Here is a 23,985-nt window from a genome sequence, read left to right as displayed (position 1 = left end):
CCCCGCCGAAGCGGGAGCTTCGCCATGGCTCAAGGCTGATGCTCGACCCTGTGACTGCGCGCCAGATACCTGCAGAAGTGAATCTGCAAGATTCTAACGGCGCGCGAGGTTTTCGCGAGGCAAAAAAACGCCGCCCTATAGGGCGGCGAAGGTTCTCGCGGGGAGGTAGATTTCAGATATCCAGCGTGTGATCATGTTCCCACCGGGAGAAGTGGGACACGAAGCTATTCCATTCCTTGTGCTTGAGCTTGAGGTAGGCCGAGGAAAACTCTTCGCCCATAGCCGCCTTAAGAGATTTGTCCTTGTCGTATTCGCGCAGCGCATCAAGCATGTTCAGCGGCAGTTTCGGTGCGCCCCTCACCTTGTGCCCCTCGGCATACATGTCGATGTCCCAGCGGCGGCCCGGATCGGCCTTGCTGTGGATGCCGTCGAGACCGGCGGCAATGATCACAGCTTGCAGCAGGTAGGGGTTCGCCGCCCCGTCGGGCAGCCGCAGTTCGAAGCGGCCGGGCCCGGGGACGCGCACCATGTGGGTGCGGTTGTTGCCGGTCCAGGTCACCGTATTTGGTGCCCAGGTTGCGCCGGATGTCGTGCGCGGGGCGTTGATCCGCTTGTAGCTGTTGACGGTCGGGTTGGTGATCGCGGCAAGCGCAGAGGCGTGCTTCATGATGCCGCCGAGGAACCATTTGCCGCGTTCGGAGAGGCCTACCTCGCCGGTCGGGCCCTCGCCTTTGCCGGCAAAGACGTTCGTTTTTGCCTTCGCGCCCGGCGCGTCCCAGACCGAGATATGGGCGTGGCAGCCATTGCCGGTCAGCCCCTCGATAGGCTTGGGCATGAAGGTGGCGCGGAAGCCGTGTTTTTCGGCCACCGACTTGGTCATGAACTTGAAGAACGAGTGCTTGTCGGCGGTCACCAGCGCGTCGTCGAAGTTCCAGTTCATCTCGAACTGGCCGTTGGCGTCCTCGTGGTCGTTCTGGTAGGGCCCCCAGCCGAGTTGCAGCATGTAATCGCAGATTTCCTTGATCACATCGTAGCGGCGCATGACCGCCTGCTGGTCATAGCAGGGCTTTTCTGCGGTATCGAACGGGTCGCTGATCTGCTTTCCATCCGGAGTCAGCAGAAAGAACTCCGCTTCGACGCCGGTCTTGACATGCAGCCCTTCAGACGCGGCTGCGTCGATCAGCCGACGCAGGACATTGCGTGGCGCCTGATCGACGTCCTTGCCTTCCATCACGCAGTTCGAGGCGAGCCACGCGACCTCGGGTTTCCACGGCAGCTGGATGACGGAGGCCGGGTCGGGCACCGCCAGCATATCGGGATGCGCCGGTGTCAGGTCCAGCCAGGTCGCGAACGCGGCGAAACCAGCCCCGTCTTCTTGCATGTCCGAGATCGCCTGCGCCGGAACGAGTTTTGCACGTTGTCCGCCGAATAGGTCCGTATAGGACACCATGAAATACTTGACGCCGTTTTCCTTGGCATACTTGGCCAGGTCTTTGACCATTTTTTCCTCCCAGTTCGCGTTATTCGGCTCAGAAGCCATTCTTTCCCGGATACCAGTCCGTCCCCGCCAGAGGCACACGCGCCATGGCGGCTGCCTCCATCGTCAGGGCGCAAAGGTCCTCGGGTTCAAGGTTGTGCAGATGGTTCTTGCCGCAGGCCCGCGCGATCGTTTGCGCCTCAAGCGTCATCACCTTGAGATAGTTCTTGAGACGTCGTCCCCCCAGCACCGGGTCGAAGCGGTTGTAAAGCTCGGGGTCCTGCGTCGTGATGCCGGCGGGGTCCTTGCCCTCGTGCCAGTCGTCATAGGCCCCGGCAGTGGTGCCGAGCTTCTGGTACTCGGCTTCAAATACCGGATCGTTGTCGCCGAGCGCGACCAAGGCCGCCGTGCCGATGGCAACCGCGTCGGCGCCAAGCGCCATGGCCTTTGCGACGTCTGCACCGGTGCGGATACCGCCCGAGACGATCAGTTGCACCTTGCGGTGCATGCCGAGGTCCTGCAGCGCCTTCACGGCTAGCGGGATGCAGGCGAGGATGGGCTGGCCGACATGTTCGATGAAGACGTCCTGCGTTGCCGCTGTGCCGCCCTGCATGCCATCCAGCACCACGACATCGGCCCCGGCTTTCACCGCCAGCGCGGTGTCGTAGTAGGGCCGCGCCCCGCCGATCTTCACGTAGATCGGCTTCTCCCAATCCGTGATTTCTCGCAGTTCGAGGATTTTGATCTCAAGGTCGTCCGGCCCGGTCCAGTCCGGATGGCGGCAGGCCGAGCGCTGGTCGATGCCCTTGGGCAGGTTGCGCATCATCGCCACACGGTCAGAGATCTTCTGGCCGAGAAGCATGCCGCCGCCGCCGGGCTTTGCGCCCTGACCGACTACGACCTCGATCGCGTCAGCGCGGCGCAGGTCATCGGGGTTCATCCCGTAGCGCGAGGGCAGGTACTGATAGACCAGCGTCTTGGAATGGCCGCGCTCTTCTTCCGTCATGCCACCGTCGCCCGTGGTCGTCGACGTTCCGGCCGCAGATGCGCCACGGCCGAGGGCCTCTTTTGCGGGGCCGGACAACGCACCGAAGGACATGCCCGCGATCGTTACCGGGATATCGAGGTGAATCGGGTTCTTGGCAAAGCGGGTGCCAAGCCAGACATCGGTCGAACATTTCTCGCGATAGCCTTCCAGCGGGTAGCGGCTGATCGAGGCGCCGAGGAACAGAAGATCGTCGAAATGCGGAAGGTAACGCTTGGTGCCACCGCCGCGGATGTCATAGATGCCGGAAGCGGCGGCCCGGCGGATTTCGGCATTCGCCGCATCGCTGAAGGTATAGCTCTTGCGCGGAGGGGTATGGGGAAATTCGCTGGTCATGATCGTTCCTCAGTATGCGTCCGCGTTGTCGATGTTGAAGTTGTAGAGCTTGCGGGCAGAGCCGTAGCGCCGGAATTCCTCCGGTTTGGCCTTGGCGTCGGCCTCGCCACGGCGGAGAAGGTCTTCTAGAAGATCGTAATGCTCGGGCCGCATCTCCTTTTCGATGCAGTCGGCTCCAAGGCTCTTCACCTTGCCGCGTACGAACATCCGGGCTTCGTAGAGCGAGTCCCCGAGCGCATCACCCGCATCGCCCAGAACCACGAGGTTGCCCGACTGCGCCATGAAGGCCGACATATGGCCGATATTGCCATGCACGACGATGTCGATACCCTTCATCGAAATCCCGCAGCGCGACGAGGCATTTCCCTTGATCACCAGAAGCCCGCCACGACCGGTGGCGCCTGCATATTGCGAGGCATCACCATCGACGATCACGGCGCCCGACATCATGTTCTGTGCCACGCCGGGCCCGGCCGATCCTTTGATGCGGACGGTGGCATGCTTGTTCATCCCGGCGCAGTAATATCCCGTTGATCCATGGACGGTCACGTCGAGCGGCGCGTCCAGGCCCGCCGCAATAGCATGCGACCCTTTCGGATTGACGACGTCCCAGGCCGTCTGGTTGGTCTGGCCGTTGAGCGCGTGAAGGGCCGAGTTCAGCTCTCTCAGGCTCTGGGCCGCAAGATCGAAAGTCTGTTTGCTCATTGTATCCGCGTTCCCAATCTCAGTGGTTCCAGAAATAGACGGTGGACGGCTCCGGTTCCCAGACGCGGGCATTGTCGATGCCGGGCAGGTTCACCAGCGCCCGGTATTCGCTGCCAAAGGCCACGTACTGGTCGGTCTCGGCCATCACGGCGGGTTTGCAGGCAATCGGGTCGCGGATGACGCCGAAACCGTCCTTGGTGCCGACGACGAAGGTGAAGAAACCGTCGATATCGTCAATGGAAGATTCCAGCGCTTCGCCGAGCGTCGCGCCTTCGCGCATCTTCCAGGTCAGATAGGCGGCGCCGACCTCGGTGTCGTTCTGCGTCTCGGTCCGCACCCCTTCATGTGCCAGCATCCGGCGCAGAGAATTGTGGTTCGAGAGCGATCCGTTATGCACGAGGCACTGGTCCGATCCGGTGGAGAACGGGTGCGCGCCCAATGTGGTCACGGCAGATTCCGTCGCCATGCGGGTATGGCCGATGCCATGGGTGCCTTTCATCTTGGCGAGGTCGAACCGCGCCGCGACGTCTTTGGGCAGGCCAACTTCCTTGTAGATCTCAAGGCTGTCGCCCGAGCTCATGACGCGCACCTCAGGACGCAGATGTGTCAGCGCCGAGCGCGCGGCGTCAACCTGATCCATCGGCAATTCGATAACAGCGTGGGTGCTTTTGACCTTCAGCGCGATGGGCTTGCCGATCGCCTCCTTGAGGTCCTTGTCGAGGTTCGCGAAATCTGTGTTCGGGTTCGGCGACTGGACAGTAATCTTGGCAAGGCCGTCATCGGGCCGCGAATAGATGGCGATCCCCGCGCTGTCCGGGCCGCGATCCGTCATGGTGATCAGCATATCCGTCAAAAGCTCGCCGAGCTTTGGCTCAAGCGCCGGGTCCTTGATGAACAGACCAACAATTCCGCACATTTCATGCCTCCTTAGGCAGTACGATTCTTCCCTATTTCGACACTAGCTTTATAGCGAATAGAGTCAACTTAAAAGAAACAAATATTCGTGTAAGGCAAGTCGGGCGGAGGTTTCCCCCCGCCCGACAGATCGCTCAATATTTCTTGAGCAGCTCCTTGATCTTCTCCTCGTCACCCATGTGTTTGGCTTCTTCGAGGTGCGCGCCCTCGCGGACGAACTGAATGCGGTGCCAGCCGATCCAGAAGGCGACGCCAAGGATGACCATCAGCCATTCGGTGCCCTGCAAGGGATAGACTGCGCCAACTTCGGCAAGGTCGACAGCCCAACTATCATACCCAATCGTAGACATGAGATATCCTCCTCACTTGGTTGTAAGTGCAGCCAGATCGGCTTCGGTGATTGCGTGAACGGCATCCTCGTAGGCGTGATGCTCGGCGTAATCGAGGCCCTGAAGCTCCACCTCGCGCGGGATGCGCAGAACACCTGCGGCCGCCTGAAGTCTGGCCAGCACATAAGCGGGCAGGAAGCCCAGGAGGCCGAACATGATCGCCGCGCCGATGGTGTTGCCGATCGGGTTGATCGTCGCATACCCCTCATAGGGTGACGACGGTGCGCCCCACAGAAGGAAGCCCGCGATGATCAGGCCAATGACGCCGGAATAACCGTGCACCGCGACAGCACCCACTGCATCGTCGAGCTTGAACTTGCGCTCGACCCAGTAGTGCAGCTTGTAGACGATCACGACACCGACCGCGCCGACCAACATGGCCTGGATCGGGTGGTAAAGGTCGTTCCCGGCCGAGGCCGTGATGACCCCGGCAAGACCGCCTGAGAAGGTCCAGAACGCATCACCCTTGGACACCACATAGGCCGCCATCAACCCGCCCGACAGTGACATCAGGAAGTTGAAGGTGATGGCCGAGAGGGTCGTCGGTGCCAGATAGATGTTGGTCGCCGTCCATGTCGTGCCGGTGATCTGACCGTCAATGACCTCGGGTGCTATGACCGGTACGTTGCATGCCGCGTAGAAGCCCCAGAACCCGGTATAAATGAGGAAGAGACCGATGGTCAGCATCCACGGGTTGTGCGGCGGGATATCGCGCGGCGTGCCGTCGGCGGCGAACTTGCCGATCCGTGGCCCGAGCACCATGATCACACCGAGAGCATAGCCGCCCGCGATGGCATGAATAACGCCCGAGGCATAGGCGTCATGATAGCCCAGAACCTTGACCATCCAGCCGTCCCAGTGCCAACCCCAGGCGGCGTCGATGATCCACCAGACCGATCCGATCATGACCGCATGGACCCAGAGCGCGGAAGAACGGATTCGCTCGATGACCGAACCGGACACGATCGAGGCGGCTGTCCATGAGAACAAAAGGAACGCCGCCCAGAAGACGCCGGTGATGCGGTCGCCAAGATGGGTGCCCATGTTCTCGGACCAGGGTGCGTAGGGTGCGCCGGCTTCCCAGCCGATACCGCCCATGCCGGGGAATGCATTGGGGAAGGCCCAATAGATCCACCAGCCAAAGAAGAAGAACGTGACCGTGACCAAAGGAATGATCATCACGTTCTTCATCAGCGTATGCATATGATTGCGGCGCCGGCTGGCGCCAACCTCATACATGCAGAATCCCACATGAATGAGGAACATGAACACAACGGTTACCCAATAGTAGAACTCGGTAAAGACCGTCGTGAGGGCGTTTAGATTTCCATCCACTTTTTGTCTCCCTGTCGTCGTACTCCCTGCGGTTAATACGAGTACAAGCATTCTCTTCAGTCAACTTTTTTTCCTGATGGGCGTGTGGTGGCGCAAACATATGAAAAGAATGAACAAACAACGGGGCCGGGTGTTGCCGGGTCCCGCACACTGAAGATTCGGCGGTCTAAACGTGTGAAAAACGCATTCGAACCGATGATTGCGAGAGTATGGGTGCCGACCATGAGATTGAGAGCGAAACGGAACATTAGCACCACTTCGCTTTATGCGAATCTCTATGCGTATGCGCCTGTAGCAAAGAGAGTTCTGGATCGGTTCATCGCTTACATATGCGGCCGAACAGGACGCTTCCTTGGAGAAAGCTATCCCTGTAGTGTGCCAAGCGAATTCTCTCTTTTTAAGAAAAATATTTTCTTGACAGGCATGTCTGGCGCCGCGCATCCTTTTTCGAGAAGACGTTAGCCTCGAGTTTTTCGAGCCCAAGGCCGTTGAGATTGTACGCTGAACTGACTGACCGACAGACCATAATGGCCCTGACGAAGGTCGGTTCGCCGCGACGCCTCGATCAGCCCTGGAAACGGGTCGAAATGCGACGGGCACCGAAGTCAGAACAGGGAGAGAAAAATGACGTCGTCTTGGAGATTTTCAGCGCTCGGTGACCGCCACAGGGCGCTTGGGTCCGATCTGGAGGACTGGAGCGGCATGGGCACGGCCTGGTCCTATTCAAAGGGTGACCCTGATGCCGAATACATGGCGATCCGCACCAAGGCCGGACTCATGGATGTGTCGGGGCTGAAGAAGGTTCACATCACCGGATCGGGGGCGAGTCACGTCATAGATCGCGCGACCACTCGAAATGTCGAAAAGATCATGCCGGGTCGGTCGATGTATGCCTGCATGCTGAACGATGCCGGCAAGTTCGTCGATGACTGCATCATCTACCGTTATGGGCCGAACAGTTTCCTCTTGGTTCACGGCTCTGGTCAGGGCCATGAACAAATCACCATGGCGGCGACAGGGCGCGACGTCTCGGTTCGCTTTGACGACAACTTGCACGATCTGTCCCTGCAGGGGCCGAAAGCGGTCGAGTACCTGGAAAAGCATGTCGCCGGCATTCGCGATCTGGCCTATTTCGGCATCATGCATACGTCGCTTTTCGGTGTGCCGGTGACCATTACCCGCACAGGCTATACCGGCGAGCGGGGCTATGAGATCTTCTGCCGCGGGCAGGATGCGGGCATGATCTGGGATCGTATCCTCGAGGAGGGGGCCTCCATGGGGATCATCCCCTGCCGGTTCACCACGCTCGATATGCTGCGCGTTGAGAGCTATCTTCTGTTCTACCCCTACGACAATTCCGAGATGTATCCGTTCGATAACGAGGGCCCCGGCGACACGCTCTGGGAACTCGGGCTCGACTTCACCGTGTCGCCGGGCAAAACCGGCTTCCGGGGTGCAGAGGAACATTACCGGCTGAAGGGCAAGGAACGCTTCAAGATCTGGGGTCTGAAGCTCGACGGGACCAACGTGCCGGGCAACGGCGCGCCGGTTTTCCGGGGCGGCAAGCAGGTCGGCGTCGTCACCCAGGCGATGTATTCGCCGCTGAACAAGCACAATGTGGCCATCGCCCGCCTGCCGGTCGATTGCGCCAATAATGGCACCAAACTTGAGGTGCGTTGTGCGACCCACGGAGCGATCGGCGCGGTGACGCATGCGCTGCCCTTCTATGACGAGAAAAAGGAACGGCGGACCGCAAAAGGATAGGTCCTCCCCTAAGGCAGGCAGGTCCCCTGCGGCCTGCCTGCCAGCCTTTTCACCGAAAGCCTGAATGCGAGACATGACCAAGTTCAATTTCCCACCCTCCATCGCCAGTCGCCCGATCTGGGGTACGCTGGAGCCGCGAAAGGGCAAGGCGCACCTGATGATCGCCGATGCAGAAGGTGCCGAGGCGCTAATCGATCTGGCGAATGCCGCCCCGGCACTCCTAACGATGGCCCATCTCATCTATCTGCCGAAGGATACCGGCAAACGCTACAGCGATGCGCTGGCCGCACTTAAGCCCGCCTCGATCTATGTCGGCCCCAGTTATGATGCCGCCGAAAGCCGCATCCAGCGGGTTCTGTCCGACGCGCATATGGGGCTGCAAATCTATCTGGCCGGCACTGAAGGGCTGATGGGGCGGGCAATGTCAGCCGCGCTGGCTGCCGGATTGCCGCTGGCCGCGATCCAGACCGAACACCGCGGATCGGTGGCGCGGCGGATGCAATGCGTGCATTGCAAGGGCATCACCGAAGATGTGACCACCGATCCTTTCGTCTGCGCCCATTGCGGTTTGAACCTTTTCGTGCGCGACCATTTCTCGCGCCGGATCGGCGCCTATCAGGGCGTCTGCGTCGATGCCGAGGACCCCGGAGAGGTCCCGCCGCAGAAGGAGCTTTATTCATGAGCGCGGGAACAGCAAAAATCGCAGTCCGCGTGGCCGAGGTGGTCGACGTCAATGAATTGGTGAAGCGCTTCAAGTTCGTGCGCCGCGACGGTGGTGAGATGCCCACTTTTTCCGGCGGCGCCCATACCGTTGTCGAGATGCGGGATGGCGCGACAACGCGACTAAACCCTTATTCGCTGATGTCCGATCCGGGAGACCGGTCGGCCTTTACAATCTCGGTCCGGCGCGACGACGAAGGGCGGGGCGGATCCCTGTTCATGCATAACAAGGTCAAGCCCGGCGACGAGATGGTGATCTCCTACCCGGTCAACCTTTTCTCGCTCGACCTGAGGGCGCGCAAGCACCTGATGTTTGCGGGTGGTATCGGCATCACGCCGTTCCTTGCCCAGATCAAGCAACTGAGCCATGCCGGTGGGAACTTTGAACTGCACTATTCGGTGCGCACGGCTGCGCTCGGGTCCTACGTCGATGAACTGACCACGGCGCATCCCGACCGTGTCCATATCTACTATGATGACAAGAAGCAGGCGATCGACCTCGCAACCCTGCTCGACGGGCAGCCATTGGGCACGCATATCTATGTCTGTGGCCCGAAAGGCATGATCGACTGGGTCCGCAACACGGCCCTTGATCATGGCTGGCCCGAGACTGCCGTGCATTACGAAGAGTTCCTGGCGCCCCAGTCGGGCAAACCTTTCGAGGTGGAACTGGCAAAATCCGGCAAGACGATCACTGTCGGCGAGCATCAAAGCCTTCTGGAGGCGATCGAGGCCGCCGGTGTGGACGCGCCTTATCTCTGCCGTGGCGGTGCCTGCGGCCAATGCGAGACGGATGTCATCGCCCATGAGGGCAAATTCATTCACAATGACCACTGGTTGACGGAGGACCAGCGCACGGGATGCAACAAGATCATGCCCTGCGTCAGCCGCTTTGAAGGGCGGCGTCTGGTACTAGACCGCTGAGGGGGACACCCATGACACTTCAGTTCAACGACGAAACCTTTACCGGCGACTACACCTTCCGCAACTCGAAGGAAGCGATCCGGCGGTTTCCCTTTCCGTTCCACGAAGACAGCTACATGTATTCGGTCAATCTGGAGCCGCACAAGCCGGGCCCGAAGGGATCGGCCTATGAACATCGCTTCGATGTGGACGAGCATTACCTGTCCGAGATGAAAGACCGGGCGCGGGTTCTGAACGACGATCCGCTGCGTTGCCAGTCCTTGCCGCATATGGATCTCGCCGGCTGGGATACGCTGGAATTGATAATGACCTCGAAGGCCGAGGATTATCCTGATCTGTTCGAACTGCACCGCGACGGCAACCGTTGGCGCTGGGTCAACAAGCCGATGGCGATCGACCAGAGTTTCACCTTTCTTGACACCTCGACCCTGCCTTGCGGGCCGATGGAATACATCCTGCGGCAGACACAGGGCGACTTTGCCATTCTCGACCACCGCGAGAACAACCTGTGGATGGATGCGGGCATGGTGACGACCCAGGCCGACTGGAGTCTCGATTTCGACATCGGTATGAACTTCATGGAATGGCACGCGCCGGTGCCGCTTGCACATCAACTCGGTGTTTTCGAGCGAGCGCTGAAGTTTCTTCTGAACCTCCAGCAAGGTGCGCCGGTCCGGCGGCTGAACTGGACCATGACGGTCAACCCGAACCTCGACACGAGCCCCGAGAACTACCACAAATGGGGCCCCGAAAAGACAACGATCACGCCCGAAAATGTGGGCGAGAAGCAGCACCTGCGGGTTGAGTTGCAGACGCTTTGGCGGTTGCCGCGGTCGAACGCGCTTTTGTTCCCGATCCGCTGCTATCTTATCCGGCTGGAAGATCTGGTTACGGTGCCCAAATGGGGACGCCGCCTGCACCGTGTGCTTCGCGACCTGCCGGTGGAGCTCGCGACCTACAAGGGTTTCATCCGCAACCGGCCTGTCATCGTCGAGTACCTTTCGCAGTTCGACGACGGTGCGCCGACCTCGCCGGGCTGCTTCCCCGACTAGACCTGTTTGCCCTGCGGATAGGCGATGATCGACAGATACCGGGCCGGCAGTTGATGCATCTCTGCCGGTCCGTGTGGCGCGTCGGCGTCGAAAAACAGCGTGTCGCCGGGTTCCAGCCGGTAGACATTGCGGCCATGGCGATAGTCGACGATGCCCTCCAGCATATAGATCGTCTCGATCCCCTCGTGCTGGAAGGTCGGAAACACATCGGATTCAGAGGTGAGCGTGATCAGATAGGGCTCCACCTGAACGCCAGACGCGTTTTGCCCGATATGGCCCAAAAGCTTGTACTGATGACCCGATCTGGTACCCCGACGGTCTATTTCGACCCCTTCACCGCTCTTCGTATGCACCGCCTCGTGCACGTCCTCGAACCTGCGAAAGAACATTGTCAGCGGGACACTGAGTGCATGTGACAGGCTTTGCAGCGTCGACAGGGAGGGCGAGATGTTCCCGTTCTCGATCTTCGACAGCATCCCTATCGAGAGACCGGTCCGTTTGGATAGATCGGCCACGGTCATGCCGGCCTGATGACGAAATGCCCTGACCTCGCGTCCGATTGCTACTTCGAGCACATTCTCGCGCTCTTCGCGGAGTTTATGAGGATCCTGCTCCAGCATCGAGGCGCTCATTGCCTGCTCCTTTAGCCCGTTGTGATGCCGGTAAATGAATCTCGGCGAAAAAAGAAATGGGTTCCATTGGAGTTGGGATCCCTCAGTATTGGTCGGGACCGGCCCACTTTGTTTCCTGAGAGTAATATTGTGTTGCCGCCAGCGCAATCACCCACGACAGTTGCTGTCTTGGTTTTCCCTGATTCCTATAATCTGCCAGATACGGATGGCAGTTCTGCCGAATGGTGAGCAGGTTCACCTCTGAGTCAAACGCGCTCTGTTACGTCGTCGGAAAGGGACGCCCCATAGCGCTTGCGCGCGGCGCTGGTCTGGCGAAGCCATTCGGCCACTTCCGAACACCCGGCTGACGGAATCCTCTTTTCTGGTAGAAGAAGGTAGTAGCCGAATGTGGTCCGGACGTGGGCATCCCCAAGTGGCCGGATCAGCTTGCCGGATTCCAGAAGCTGATCGACCAGGTGCCCCCATCCAAGCGCCACGCCCACGCCATCCACTGCGGCGTAGATCGACAACGGGTAGGTATTGAACAAGGTGGTTTGTTCCAGATCGACCCGGGATACTCCCTTGTGTCGAAGCCATGTACGCCAGTTCATCCATTCGGTGTGGGAACTTGAAACCTCGATCAGCGGGGCTTCGTTCAGCGCTTCCAGTTTCGCAACTTCAGGATGCTGGCGGAGAAAGTCGGGCGAACACACGGGAAATACGGTTTCCCCGAACACAAGGTGCGACTTGTAACCGGGCCAGTTACCATCGCCGCGAAGGATTGTCAGATCAACGGAGTCCGCCAGGCATTCCTCGTCGCTGTCAGACGCAACCAACATGATTTTTAGATGCGGATTGGCCTGCCGGAAAGCGTGCAGGCGCGGTGTCAGCCAAAGCGAGGCGACGGAATTGGTTGCAGCAAGGGTTACGGGGCGATTTTGACTCTTGACCATCGCGTCGTCGGCCACGTCACGAATCGTATCGAGTGCAGGTTTGATGCGGGCGAGAAATTCGCGGCCTTGCTTGGTCAGCTCAATCGCCCGGTGGCTGCGCTCGAAAAACGTCAGGCCGAAATGAAGCTCAAGCAGGCGGACTTTCCGGCTGATGGCGGTTTCGCTGATGTTGAGCGTCTTTGAGGCCGGCGAAAAGCCACCCGCGAGTGCCGACGCCTCGAAAGCAAGCAGGTAGTCAAGCGGGGGCAGCGCTTTTCGCACGCCTTTTTTTCTACGTTCAGCCATCCGTCCCGGTGTCGCGCGTGTCATGACTTGGTCGGTCATGCGTAAACTATCCCGCCCACCCGATTTTGCCAGCAAAAATTCGCGGCAACGGCTTCAGAGATTCTTCGCAGAGATTGCGCCGGACAACGTCATTATCTTTGTCACAGAAAACGACATGCAATGTCATGAAACAGGGAGAAGACATGCGCACTACTACATCTGTCTCCGTCGTGGCCCTCGTCGCGTTCGCCTCTTCGGCGGCTTACGCAGCCGACAGCTCTGATCCGATCGTCATTCCGATCCACAACTGGTCCAGCCAGATCGTGATGAGCAACGTGGTGGGCCAGATTTTCGAGGCCGCTGGCAACAACGTTGAATATGTCACCACCGACAGTCAGGCGGTCTATGAATCGGTCCGGTTGGGGGACGTCACGCTGGAGCTTGAGGTTTGGGAAGGCGCCTTTGGCAAGTCCTTCCGCGCCGCGCTCGAAAAGGGCGGGATCGAGGATGTCGCGACGCACGACGCGGTCACGCGCGAGGACTGGTGGTACCCGATGTGGACCAAGGAAGCCTGCCCGGGCCTTCCTGACTGGAACGCGCTGAACGAATGCGCCGCGCTCTTTGCGACACCCGAAACCGGCGACAAGGGCCGGTTTCTGGCCGGACCGGTGGACTGGCTCAAGCATGACCAGGAGCGTGTCGATGCACTTGGCCTGAACTACACCGTGGTCAACGCCGGGTCGGCCGCTGCGCTTTGGGCTGAAATTGCCGCCGCCGAAAAGGACAAGACGCCGATCGTTCTGTTTAACTGGACGCCAAACTTTGCCGAGGCGGTCTGGCCGGGCGAATTCGTGAACTTCCCCGAATGGGTGGATGGCTGCGATGTCGATCCGGCAGTGGGACCGAATCCCGATGCGGCCTTCGACTGCGGCAACCCTGCGAACGGTTATCTTAAGATCGCCGCCTGGGAGGGCATGAAGGACAAGTGGCCGGGTGCCTATGGCGTTCTTCAGAAAGTGAACTTTACCAATGCCCAGATCGCCGAAATGGCGAAACTGGTCGACGTGGACGAGATGGAACCGGAAGATGCGGCCGCGAAGTGGCTGGAAGATAACGCCGACGTCTGGAAACCCTGGATTTCGATGTAATCATTCACACCAGCACGAGAAGCCCGGGGGGCGCATGTCGCCCCCCGGACCGTCAAAGGAACGCCTCTAATGCCCGCTCAAGACCCCGTCATCCGTTGCCGCAACGTCTGGAAATTGTTCGGACATTCGCCGAAGAATTACCTCGAAACGGCGAAGGGCGGCCGCAGCTTCGATGAGATTCGCCAGGACGGCTATATTGCCGCTGTTCGCGATGTTTCGGTCGATGTCGGCAAGGGGGAGATGCTCGTGATCATGGGCTTGTCGGGGTCCGGCAAGTCGACCTTGGTGCGCTGTATGTCACGTCTCGTCGACATAACTGGCGGCGAGATTGCGGTGGATGGCACCGACATCATGAAGCTCGACGAACGCGAACTGATCCAGTTGCGCCGCCGCAAGATGGGGATGGTGTTCCAAAGCTTCGGACTTCTGCCGCATCGCACCGTTCTGGAGAACGTTGCCTTCCCGCTCGAAATGCGCGGTCAGGACCGTCACGACCGGCGCGAGCGGGCGTTGGAGGTGATCAAGCTCGTCGGGTTGGAAGGGCGGGAAGAATATTATCCGCGTGAACTCTCGGGTGGCCAGCAGCAGCGTGTCGGCATCGCGCGATCCTTGGCCATTGAGCCCGACATCTGGTTCCTCGACGAACCCTTCTCTGCGCTCGACCCGTTGATCCGGCGCGAGATGCAGGATGAATTCCTGCGCCTGAGAGGGATGCTGGGCAAGACGATTGTCTTCATCACCCACGATTTTGACGAGGCGCTGCGACTGGCCGACCGCATCGCGATCATGAAGGACGGCGCGATCGAGCAGTGCGATACGCCCGACAAGATCGTGCTGAAGCCGGCTACACCCTACGTCGCTAAATTCACCGAAGACGTTGAAAAAAGCCGCGTCGTTCACGCTGGCGGGCTGGTGGTTCCGGTAAACGGATATGCGTTGGAGGGCGCGCCCGTGGACGCCGGCGCCACGATCCTTCAGCTTGCCCGTCAACTCGTGAATGACACACGCGAGGTTCTGCCGGTTCAGGGCAAGGATGGCGCGATCATGGGCGCGATGAAGCGGCAGGATGCTCTCGATATCCTTCTGGGTCCGGTTTGATGGCCGTTGCCGATTTTTCCTCAACGACCACCTCTGGTCGTGGGTTCAGGCCGGGTCTGAGCGCCATGCTTCTCGGGCTGGCGGTGTTTTTGGCTGTCCTGAAGCCTTTCCTTCCGGCCTTCGCGGTCCGCCTCCCGGACGCGGCCGTCTTGCCCTATGACGTCTGGTTCCAGTCGCTGTTCGACTTCCTCAAGGATGATCTTGGATTGATCTACGTCACCCGCACGATTTCCGCGGGTCTTGAATGGCTGCTCGATATCACCGCGAACCTGTTCTACGGCAAGCACCGCTGGCCCTATATCGGTCCGATGCCATGGGCGGCGGTCGCAGCTGTCGTGGCCATAATCGGCTATGCGCTGAAAGGCTGGAAGATGGCGCTGCTTGGTGCGGTGACCTTTGTCTGGGTGGCGCTGGTCGGACAGTGGGAAATCGCAATGCAGACGATGTCGGTCATCGCGGTCGCGGCACCCGTCGCCGTCTTCGTCGGCCTGGTGCTTGGCATCTTCGCGTGGAAATTCCCGCGCTTCGAAGCATTCCTTGCGCCGGTGCTTGCGATCTTTCAGACTTTGCCCTTCTTCACCTACCTTCTGCCCGCCGTGATCTTCTTCAAGGTCGGTCCGACCGCGGGATGTGTCGCCACGATTCTGTACGCCATGCCGCCAATGGTCCTGATGTCGACGCTCGGCCTGAAAAAAGTACGTTCCGAGGTCGTCGAGGCCGGGCATATGAGCGGCTCGACCCGCTGGCAGATGCTGCGCCATGTCTACATTCCCTCAGCGCGCACCGAAATATTGGTCGGCGTGAACCAGGTCATTATGCTGTCGCTGGCCATGGTGGTGCTGACGGCCTTCATCGGGATGCCGGGGCTTGGCGCCAAGCTTCTGTCACTCATGAACTCGCTCAAGCTTGGGCGCAGTTTCGAAATCGGCGTCACGATCGTGCTGATCGCCGTCACCATGGACCGGATGTCGAAAGCATGGGTGGTCACACAGCCGGTCCACTACGAGCGCGGAACCCCTTGGTGGATACGCCATCGCTATCCGTTGCTGGCGGTCGGTGCATTCATCGGGATTACCGTTCTGGCACAGGCTTTCCCGATACTGGCCGAAATCAAGCGTGGCCAGGACCTGTCGATCGGTTCCGAGATCGACTCGGTTATCACGGCCATATTGTCCAATGATGTTGTTACCGGTGTGACCGGTTGGCTGCGTGGGTTCCTTGTCACCTCGGTGCTGATCCCGTTCCGTAACGCGCTTTTGTGGCTGCCGACCATCTCGATCCTGCTGGCTTGTGCAGCGGCGGGTTGCGCAGTCGGTGGCTGGCGGTCTGCAGCTCTTGCTTCCGGTTTTCTGGCTATAGTCGCCGCAACCGGCTGGTGGGACCGCGCGGTGATTACGCTCTATTCGGTGATTTCGGCGGTTTGCGTTGCGGCGCTGGTCGGTCTTCCGCTCGGGGTGCTTGCGGCGCTGAAACGGCGCTGGTCGGATCCGATCCTCATCGCCTGCGACACAGCACAGACCTTTCCAAGCTTCGTTTACCTGATCCCCGCAATCATGCTTTTTGGCGTCAGCGACGTGTCGGTGGTCTTCGCGATCTTTATCTTCGCCACGGTTCCCCTGATGCGCTACACGATCGAAGGCATTCGCGCCGTTCCCGAGGAGGTCGCCGAAGCCGCGGACATGTCCGGTGCGACCCGGATGCAGAAGCTGTTCAAGGTCCAGTTGCCGCTTGCGCTGCCGACCATGGTGATCGGCGTCAATCAGGCGATCATGTTCGCCTTCTTCATGGTCATCATCGCAGCCTTTATCGGCACGCAGGACCTTGGGCAGGAACTGCAAAAAACCCTTGCCGGAAACGAACTTGGCAAGAACTTCGTCCTTGGCATGTGCGTCGCCCTGATGGCGCTTGCCTTCAATCACATCCTGATGCGCTGGTCCGAAGACCGTCGCAAGACACTCGGTTTGGGCTAGGTCATGACGCAGCATGCTGCCAGACGCACAGTCGTTCGCTTCGACAACGCCACCTTCCAGCCTATGACGGCTTTCGGCGACAGGGACGGCGTGATGCAATGGCACAATGTCTCGTTCGATGAGTGCAAGGGGGCCGGCAGCTACCTTCTGATCATGGAGCCCGGCGCGTCGAGCGTTCCGCACCGCCACGACGGGCGCGAGGAGTTTTTCGTGCTTGACGGCGAACTCGTTGATTTCGACGGCACGGTCTATCGCGCGGGCGATTTTGTCAGCCTTGCGGCGGGCACGGCCCATACCTCGCTTTCCCCATCGGGATGCAAGCTTCTGGTCACAGCCTGGGGCCCGACCGAGCCGGTTGCCGTCAACAAATTGGAGCCCTTGTCATGAATGTCATGAGCGTCTTCGAAACGCCATTCGAGCGCTCTGGTGTTGTGACGCCGGGCCTGCCCGTTCTACCGCCAGGGGTGGAGCGTCACCCGGTACCGGGTGGTGGCAGCCGCGCGGTCGAGATCTACAGGGGCGACGAGATCACCATCCAGGACCGCGAGGGGCTGCAACCGGTCGAGATGGTCTTTTTTGCCCCGGATGGCCGGTCTGACGCGGCGATGATCGGGGCAAAGGGGGGGCGTGACCCAAAGGGACTGAAGGCGGCGCTTATCCGTGATCCGTCCGGCCGCCGGGTGGTCCGCGCACTGGAGGTCGCGGGGTTCGATCTTGGCAAGGCCGATGGCAGCCTCGTCTTTGCCGAGGGTTCGCGGGCGGGCGACTTTGCCGCGTTCATCGCCGGGCAGGATGGGCTGTTGATCGTCTGCGCCGCCGGTGAGCCGATGGAGCCGCACGCGCAATGGGCGCCGACCGAGGTTGTGCTTTACGTCCGGCGTGCCAATCCGGCACTGGCAAAGGCGGGCAACCAGCCACCCGATCCGCTCGCCGATCCCTTGCGCGACGACAATATCCGCCCCGGACAGGCCGTCGCCTATGAGGTCAAGGCCGGACAGTACATCCAGATTCTCGATGTGCAGGGCCGCGAATGCTCCGACTTTCAGGCCTTTTCGCTGCGGGCGCTCGACAAAGGACTGGAGCGTGAGATTGATCCGACGACGACCCGCTCGCTCATGGGGTCGCTCTATCCGATGCCCGGGCTGCACGCGAAATATTTCTCCGTCGACCATGAGCCGCTGATCGAGATCGTTCAGGACACGGTCGGGCGGCACGACACGTTCGGCCTGTCGTGCACCGCACGCTACTATGAGGATCTGGGTTATCCCGGCCATATCAATTGTTCCGACAACATCAATGTCGAACTGGCCAAATGGGGTATTCGCCCGCGCGGCGGTTGGCCGGCGATCAACTATTTCTTCAACACGCTTCTGGACGACACCCACGCGATCGGAATGGATGACCCGTGGTCGCGTCCGGGGGATTATGTGCTGGTGCGTGCGCTGACAGACCTCTTGTGCGTCTCGACCGCCTGCCCTTGCGACATCGATCCGGCGAACGGCTGGAATCCGACCGATATCCAACTGCGCGTCTATGACAAGAATGAAGATTTCAAGCGCTCGATTGGCTGGCGCAAAACTCCGGGGGCCGATTTGGAAGAGACAAAGAAAACCGGGTTTCATGACTGCTTTGCCCGCCACACGCGCAATTTCGTCGAATATAACGGCTATTGGTTGGCGGCGGACATGACCAACCACGGGGCTATCGCCGAATACTGGGCGGCACGTGAAAAGGCCGTGGTGATGGACCTCAGCCCCTTGCGCAAATACGAAGTGACCGGCCCCGATGCCGAAGCGTTGATGCAGCTCTGCGTGACCCGTGATATCAAGAAACTGCCGGTGGGCGGCATCGTCTATACCGCGATGTGCTATCCCCATGGCGGGATGATCGACGACGGCACGGTGTTCCGTCTGGGCGATACCAATTTCCGCTGGATCGGCGGCAATGATCAATCCGGACTCTGGCTGCGCAAACAAGCGCAGGAGCGGCAGATGAACGCCTGGGTGCGCACCTCGACCGATCATCACTGCAATATCGCCGTGCAGGGGCCCCTGTCGCGCGACATATTGAAAGAGGTGATCTGGACGCCGCCCGCACAGGCGAGCGTCGAGGAACTTGGCTGGTTCCGCCTGACCATCGGCCGTTTGCATGGGTTCGACGGACCTGCCGTCGTCGTCAGCCGCACCGGCTATTCCGGTGAACTTGGCTATGAAGTGTTCTGCCACCCGAAGGACGCGGAAGCGGTCTTTGACGCCGTTTGGAAGGTCGGGGAACCGATGGGCATGGTGCCGCTGGGTCTGAAGGCGCTCGACATGCTCAGGATCGAGGCGGGCCTGATCTTTGCCGGGTCGGAGTTCGATGACGAGACCGACCCGATGGAAGCGGGGATCGGCTTTGCCGTGCCGCTGAAATCCAAGACCGACGACTTCATTGGCCGCGAGGCGCTGGAGGCGCGAAAGGCCAGCCCACAAAAGCGTCTGGTCGGTCTGGAGGTTCTGGGCGGGATCGTGCCCACGGCTGGCGATTGCGTCCATGTCGGCAAGCCGCAGATCGGCGTGGTGACGTCTGCCGTCAAATCGCCGGTTCTGGGCAAGGTTATCGCGTTGGCTCGGCTGAGCGTGACCCATGCCGAGATCGGCACCGAGGTTGAGGTGGGACGCCTAGACGGCGACCAGAAACGCCTCAAGGCTCGCGTCGTGCCCTTCCCGCATTTCGATCCGACCAAGGAACGGGTTAAGGGGAACTACTGATCACTGTGGCCGTCGTGTCCGAAGCCGCGCGTCATTCCTCCTCTGCAAGTAAAAAAAATAATTGATCTAAATATGTGCACTGAAGCTTTCGGCCTCAGACAGCATCAAGACGTGTGTCTGCTCGCAGCGGGGCTTCTGAAGCTCGGCTTTTGATCTGCGCCTCAACCATTATCTGAATGTTTGGTCAAATTCCTCCCGAGTCCGAGGATCGCTCAAAATTGCCTTCGCGCACTTTTTTCGCCTTGCCGAGGCATATTTTCCAAGAAACTGTGTACATTTGGTGAGAAATGTTTACCAAATATGCTTGTTGCGTTTGACAACACTCGGTTAACCTCACCAACTCCGGAATGGGAGTGCGCAACCAACTAGGGGGAAGACTTACATGATCAAACAACTCACCAGCCGCCGTATGGCGCTGCGGACTATTGCAGCAGCCGGGGCTTCGACGCTTGCGGCTCCGCATATCGCATCTGCTCAGGCCAACGGAACAACATGGAAGATCCAGACGTCGTGGCCCGGCGGCGCGGGTCTACAGATCTTCAAGGATTGGTGCGCTACTATCGCCGAAAAAACCGGTGGGGAACTGGCCTTCCAGCCGTTCGGCGCCAATGACGTCGTCGGCGATTTCCAGCTCTACGACGCAGTGAAGAACGGCGTTCTGGATGCCGTGAACCCCTTCACGATCTATGCGCAAGGGATCATTCCTGCGGCGACATTCCTGACATCCTATCCGCTGGCATTGCGCAACCCGCACGAATTCGACGTGTTCTTCTACGGCCTCGGCGGGCTTGAAATCGCCCGCGAGCTCTATGCGGCACAGGGAATGTATTACGTGGGCCCGGTTCACCACGGACCCAATATCATCCATTCCAAGGTGCCGATCAACTCGATCGACGATTTCCGCGGCCGCAAGATGCGTCTGCCGGGCGGGATGGTGGCCGAAGTCTTCACCGAAATCGGGGCCGAGACGACCGTGCTTCCGGGATCGGAAATCTTCCCGGCGCTGGAGAAGGGCACGATCGACGTCGCCGACTATGTCGGACCGGCCGTCAACTATGCGCTCGGCTTCAGCCAGGTGACCAACTACATCTCAATGGGCCCTCCGGGCTTCATGTCGGTCTATCAGCCGGTCGACCTCATGGACATCACGGTTTCTCAAACCGCCTGGGACGCACTGTCGCCGCAAATGCGTCAGTTCGTCGAGATGGAGACACATGTCTACTCCGACATGCACCATGCCGCGATCCAGAAGGCCGACCAGGAAGCCTGGGGCAAGTTCGCCGCCGAAGGCACCGAGGTCACGCGCCTCAGCCAGGACGACGTGGAGCTTCTGACCGAGGTCGCCGTGCCGATCTGGTTCAACTATGCCAACCGCGACAAGGATGCGGCGCGCGTGTTCAAGATCCAGCTCGACTACATGATGTCCGGATCTCTGGGCTATGTGACGCCGGAACAGGTCGAAGGTCTGACGCTCGATCTGTGAACCAGTCACAGACCTGACGACGGGCCCGTGCGGACGCTTCGCGCGGGCCCTCTCTGCCGAAAGGCGCGGCCAATCCCCGGGACTCCGCAATGCCAAACATCGACTTCACGCTGCCGCACTGGGCCTACTGGCTCGGGCTGATCCTTTTCCCGGTCGCCGGAATGATCCTGGCGCGACGGGCCCGGCCGGATCGGCCGGGATACAGTGCCCCGCTTGCCTATCTGATCCTCGTGACGGGCGGTATCCTTGGGCTTCACCGGTTCTATCTGAAAAGCCTTCTGGGATTCGTCTATATTCCCATCTTCCTCTGCGTTCTTTGGAGCAACGCTGAGGAGCGCGAGGCCCGTGCCGCGATGTCGGATGCAACGAACCTCGTCAAGGTTGCCGAGCGCACACTGGAACGCGAGCGGCCGCGTCTTGAGACCGCCGAAGCCGATATCGAGAAGTTCCGTGTTGAAGCTGAGGCGGCCGAAGCTGGCTCCTTCGCCAAGAAGAGCGCCGAGCGCCGCCTGAAGCGTGCCGAGGATGGAATCGTCGTCGGTCGCGAACGTATCGCGACGGCCGAAGCCGATCTTGCCAAGGCGCAACCCATAGCTGAGGTCGCTCAGGCCGATCGGGCTTTCTGGGGCAATGCGGCGCGCTATGCGTTCTATGCCATCCTCGCACTGCTTGCGATCGATGCCCTTCTCGTTCCCGGCCTTGTCCGCAGGGCTAATGCCCTTGCGGCGCAAGAACCTGACGAGGAAAGTATTATCGACGAGGAGATCGCCGAGAAAGCCGCGCAGATCGACCCGGACGCCCGCAAGGCGGACCATGAATGGGCCGAGAACTGGATCGACCGGTTGTCGCTCTATGCCGGTGAATTCGTCAGCTACTGGGCAGTGATCGCGGTCTTTGTCTACTACTACGAGGTCATCAGCCGGTACGTCTTCAACTCGCCGACCAACTGGGCGCACGAGTCGATGTACCTGATGTTCGGCATGCAGTACCTGATCGCCGGTGCCTACGCGATGCTGACCGAAAGCCATGTGCGGGTCGATATCTTCTACGCGCCGCTGACCCGACCGAAGAAGGCCTGGGCCGATCTTGTGACATCGGTTTTCTTCTTCATCTTCGCTGGCACGCTTCTCGTGACCTCCTACATCTTCGCGATGGATGCCGTCGCCGTTCCGTCGGGCAACTCGGTCGTCTCCGACTGGGCGCGCGGCCAGATCGGCTTCGGCGAAATGCTGGGCGGCCTGTCATTGCGCGACTGGACCGATCCCGCGATCCGCTGGGGCGAAATCAGTTTCAACGAATGGGAAGTTCCGCTCTGGCCAATGAAGTGGATGATGTTCGTCGGCGGCGTCCTGCTGGTCCTGCAGGGCGTGTCGAAAATCTCAAAAGACATTCGCGCGATCGCGAGAGGAGCCTGAGGCATGGGTCTGGATATTTCCATTGAGCTTCTGACGCTCATCATGTTCGGATCGCTGCTGGCGCTCCTGATGGCGGGGCTTCCGCTGGCCTTCGTGACCGGCGGTCTTGCCTGTGTCTTCCTGTTCCTTCTGGGTGACGCGCGCGCGCTGAATATCGTGCCGAGCCGTATCTTCCCGCTGATGACGAACTATCAGCTCTCGGCGATCCCGCTATTCATCTTCATGGCGGCGATGCTGGAAAGGGCGGGCATAATCAACGACATGTTCGACGTGATCTACAAGGTTCTCGGTGGCGTGAAAGGCGGGCTCGCCTCGGCCACGATCATCGCCTCGACGATCCTTGCAGCGATGGTCGGCGTGATCGGCGCGGCGGTCGTGACCATGGGCATTATCGCCCTGCCGGCGATGCTGAAGCGCGGCTACGATCCGAAGATCGCGATGGGGTCGATCATGGCGGGCGGCACGCTCGGGATCCTGATCCCGCCCTCGATCCTCGCGATCATCTACGCCGTGGTCGCCGAACAGTCAGTGGGTGAGCTGTTCATCGGTGCGGTCATTCCGGGCCTGATGCTCTCAGGCCTCTATATCCTCTACGTGACCATCCGCTGCTACATCAATCCCGAACTTGGCCCTCCAATCCCGATGGAAGAGCGGGTGAGCACGCGAGAGAAGTTCCAGCTTCTGGGAAAGATGTCGGCCCCGATCATGCTGATCGCAGTCGTTCTGGGTGTGATCTTTTCGGGCGTGGCAACGCCGGTCGAGGCGGCTGGAATCGGCACGTTCGGTGCGTTCATCGTTGCGGCCATTCACCGGCGTCTCGACTGGCCGACGATCCGGGAAGCCTCAATCACCACACTGAAAGCCAGCGCCATGGTCATCTGGATCATGTTTGGCGCGACGATCTTCGTTGGTCTCTACGTTCTCGAAGGTGGCCAGCAGTTCGTGCAGGAGACGATGCAAGGTGCGGGCCTTGGACCTTGGGGTATCTTGATCGTGATGCAGATCATCCTGATCATCCTCGGGATGTTCCTCGATTGGGTCGGCATCCTTCTCCTTTGCGTACCGATCTTCGTGCCGATCATCAAATCGCTTGGCGCGGCGGCCTTCGGCTTTGACAGCACCGACGATCTGGTCCTGTGGTTCGGCGTTCTCTACCTCGTCAACATGCAGATGAGCTTCCTGTCGCCGCCTTTCGGCTATGCTCTGTTCTATCTGCGCGGGGTGGCCCCGGACTCGATCCCGATGTCGGATATCTTCCGTTCTGCGATCCCGTTCCTGTTGCTTCAGGTTGTTGGGTTGATGGTCTGTATGCTGGTTCCCGAAGTCATAACGTGGCTGCCAGAACTGGTCTATCGATAGATCTGGTTCGAACCAGATGCGTGGACTGTTCGGTTCCGATCGATGCCCGTTATTTCTGGCGTCGGCACGCTAGGAATTGAGTCTCGGATCGTCGATCAGGTACCGCCAACCAACACCAATGCCCTGACCGGTCTGGATTGCGGGCTGATAGACCATGAAGTTAACGGGGCTGCCGTTGCTGCCGCGATGACTTCGGCGCAAACCCGGTTGAGGCAAAGCGCCGGTCGCTGTCGAATGTAGCGGCGCGGATCGACATCGGCAGAAGCTGCGGA

The 23,985-nt window shown here is 60.0% G+C and carries 20 protein-coding genes; 12 read left to right on the top strand and 8 right to left on the bottom strand.

The window, feature by feature from the left end:
* Positions 1 to 172 precede the first annotated feature (172 nt).
* The 6 genes from glnT to OEZ71_RS06715 form a co-directional block, all read right to left on the bottom strand.
* Positions 173 to 1,501: a type III glutamate--ammonia ligase gene (gene glnT / locus OEZ71_RS06740; protein ID WP_263739189.1), complete on the bottom strand. Its 1,329-nt coding sequence runs from the start codon at positions 1,499 to 1,501 to the stop codon at positions 173 to 175.
* Positions 1,502 to 1,529: 28 nt separating this feature from the next.
* Positions 1,530 to 2,858, bottom strand: coding sequence for an FMN-binding glutamate synthase family protein (locus OEZ71_RS06735; RefSeq protein ID WP_263739188.1), 1,329 nt, complete (start codon positions 2,856 to 2,858; stop codon positions 1,530 to 1,532).
* A gap of 9 nt (positions 2,859 to 2,867) precedes the next feature.
* The gene (locus OEZ71_RS06730; RefSeq protein WP_263739187.1) at positions 2,868 to 3,563 is read right to left on the bottom strand and encodes a GXGXG domain-containing protein; all 696 of its coding nucleotides are present in this window, start codon (positions 3,561 to 3,563) and stop codon (positions 2,868 to 2,870) included.
* Between the two features lie 19 nt (positions 3,564 to 3,582).
* Positions 3,583 to 4,479, bottom strand: a complete 897-nt coding sequence (locus tag OEZ71_RS06725; RefSeq protein ID WP_263739186.1) for a class II glutamine amidotransferase — start codon at positions 4,477 to 4,479, stop codon at positions 3,583 to 3,585.
* A 133-nt stretch (positions 4,480 to 4,612) separates the two neighbouring features.
* The gene (locus tag OEZ71_RS06720; RefSeq protein ID WP_263739185.1) at positions 4,613 to 4,828 is read right to left on the bottom strand and encodes a hypothetical protein; all 216 of its coding nucleotides are present in this window, start codon (positions 4,826 to 4,828) and stop codon (positions 4,613 to 4,615) included.
* Positions 4,829 to 4,840: 12 nt separating this feature from the next.
* Complete coding sequence (locus tag OEZ71_RS06715; RefSeq protein WP_263739184.1) at positions 4,841 to 6,202, bottom strand: ammonium transporter; 1,362 nt, start codon at positions 6,200 to 6,202, stop codon at positions 4,841 to 4,843.
* Positions 6,203 to 6,826: 624 nt separating this feature from the next.
* Between OEZ71_RS06715 and OEZ71_RS06710 the strand changes: the two genes are divergently transcribed.
* The 4 genes from OEZ71_RS06710 to OEZ71_RS06695 all read left to right on the top strand — a co-directional run bounded on the left by OEZ71_RS06710 (position 6,827) and on the right by OEZ71_RS06695 (position 10,662).
* On the top strand, positions 6,827 to 7,966 hold the full coding sequence (locus OEZ71_RS06710; RefSeq protein ID WP_263739183.1) for an aminomethyltransferase family protein: 1,140 nt from the start codon (positions 6,827 to 6,829) through the stop codon (positions 7,964 to 7,966).
* 73 nt (positions 7,967 to 8,039) lie between these two features.
* The gene (locus OEZ71_RS06705) at positions 8,040 to 8,648 is read left to right on the top strand and encodes a dimethylamine monooxygenase subunit DmmA family protein (RefSeq protein WP_263739182.1); all 609 of its coding nucleotides are present in this window, start codon (positions 8,040 to 8,042) and stop codon (positions 8,646 to 8,648) included.
* Complete coding sequence (locus OEZ71_RS06700; RefSeq protein ID WP_263739181.1) at positions 8,645 to 9,610, top strand: PDR/VanB family oxidoreductase; 966 nt, start codon at positions 8,645 to 8,647, stop codon at positions 9,608 to 9,610. The genes OEZ71_RS06705 and OEZ71_RS06700 overlap by 4 nt, the downstream gene beginning before the upstream one ends.
* A gap of 11 nt (positions 9,611 to 9,621) precedes the next feature.
* Positions 9,622 to 10,662, top strand: coding sequence for a heme-dependent oxidative N-demethylase family protein (locus OEZ71_RS06695; RefSeq protein ID WP_263739180.1), 1,041 nt, complete (start codon positions 9,622 to 9,624; stop codon positions 10,660 to 10,662).
* Here OEZ71_RS06695 and OEZ71_RS06690 read toward each other — a convergent pair.
* Both OEZ71_RS06690 and OEZ71_RS06685 read right to left on the bottom strand, forming a co-directional pair.
* On the bottom strand, positions 10,659 to 11,294 hold the full coding sequence (locus tag OEZ71_RS06690; RefSeq protein WP_263739179.1) for a helix-turn-helix domain-containing protein: 636 nt from the start codon (positions 11,292 to 11,294) through the stop codon (positions 10,659 to 10,661). The two genes, OEZ71_RS06695 and OEZ71_RS06690, sit on opposite strands and share 4 nt — an antisense overlap.
* A 245-nt stretch (positions 11,295 to 11,539) precedes the next feature.
* On the bottom strand, positions 11,540 to 12,550 hold the full coding sequence (locus tag OEZ71_RS06685; RefSeq protein ID WP_263739178.1) for a LysR substrate-binding domain-containing protein: 1,011 nt from the start codon (positions 12,548 to 12,550) through the stop codon (positions 11,540 to 11,542).
* 143 nt (positions 12,551 to 12,693) lie between these two features.
* On the opposite strand from OEZ71_RS06685, the gene OEZ71_RS06680 reads away from it, so the two are divergent.
* The 8 genes from OEZ71_RS06680 to OEZ71_RS06645 all read left to right on the top strand — a co-directional run bounded on the left by OEZ71_RS06680 (position 12,694) and on the right by OEZ71_RS06645 (position 23,713).
* Positions 12,694 to 13,638 (top strand): ABC transporter substrate-binding protein, encoded by a 945-nt coding sequence (locus OEZ71_RS06680; RefSeq protein WP_263739177.1) that lies wholly within the window; start codon positions 12,694 to 12,696, stop codon positions 13,636 to 13,638.
* A gap of 69 nt (positions 13,639 to 13,707) precedes the next feature.
* Positions 13,708 to 14,736 (top strand): quaternary amine ABC transporter ATP-binding protein, encoded by a 1,029-nt coding sequence (locus OEZ71_RS06675; RefSeq protein WP_263739176.1) that lies wholly within the window; start codon positions 13,708 to 13,710, stop codon positions 14,734 to 14,736.
* Positions 14,736 to 16,706, top strand: coding sequence for an ABC transporter permease (locus tag OEZ71_RS06670; protein WP_263739175.1), 1,971 nt, complete (start codon positions 14,736 to 14,738; stop codon positions 16,704 to 16,706). Before OEZ71_RS06675 ends, OEZ71_RS06670 begins: the two co-directional genes overlap by 1 nt.
* 3 nt (positions 16,707 to 16,709) lie before the next feature.
* Complete coding sequence (locus OEZ71_RS06665) at positions 16,710 to 17,093, top strand: cupin domain-containing protein (protein WP_263739174.1); 384 nt, start codon at positions 16,710 to 16,712, stop codon at positions 17,091 to 17,093.
* Entirely contained in the window at positions 17,090 to 19,456 is a 2,367-nt protein-coding gene (locus OEZ71_RS06660) for a DUF1989 domain-containing protein (RefSeq protein ID WP_263739173.1), read from the top strand. Before OEZ71_RS06665 ends, OEZ71_RS06660 begins: the two co-directional genes overlap by 4 nt.
* A gap of 382 nt (positions 19,457 to 19,838) precedes the next feature.
* Complete coding sequence (gene dctP / locus OEZ71_RS06655; protein WP_263739172.1) at positions 19,839 to 20,939, top strand: TRAP transporter substrate-binding protein DctP; 1,101 nt, start codon at positions 19,839 to 19,841, stop codon at positions 20,937 to 20,939.
* Positions 20,940 to 21,028: 89 nt separating this feature from the next.
* Complete coding sequence (locus OEZ71_RS06650) at positions 21,029 to 22,354, top strand: TRAP transporter small permease subunit (protein WP_263739171.1); 1,326 nt, start codon at positions 21,029 to 21,031, stop codon at positions 22,352 to 22,354.
* 3 nt (positions 22,355 to 22,357) lie between these two features.
* Positions 22,358 to 23,713, top strand: coding sequence for a TRAP transporter large permease (locus OEZ71_RS06645; protein WP_263739170.1), 1,356 nt, complete (start codon positions 22,358 to 22,360; stop codon positions 23,711 to 23,713).
* Positions 23,714 to 23,985 lie beyond the last annotated feature (272 nt).

This window comes from Albidovulum litorale (assembly GCF_025751495.1).
Lineage (GTDB): Bacteria > Pseudomonadota > Alphaproteobacteria > Rhodobacterales > Rhodobacteraceae > Albidovulum > Albidovulum litorale.
The sequence above is the reverse complement of the archived record's forward strand: the minus strand, read 5'-3'. Positions and strand labels throughout refer to the sequence as shown.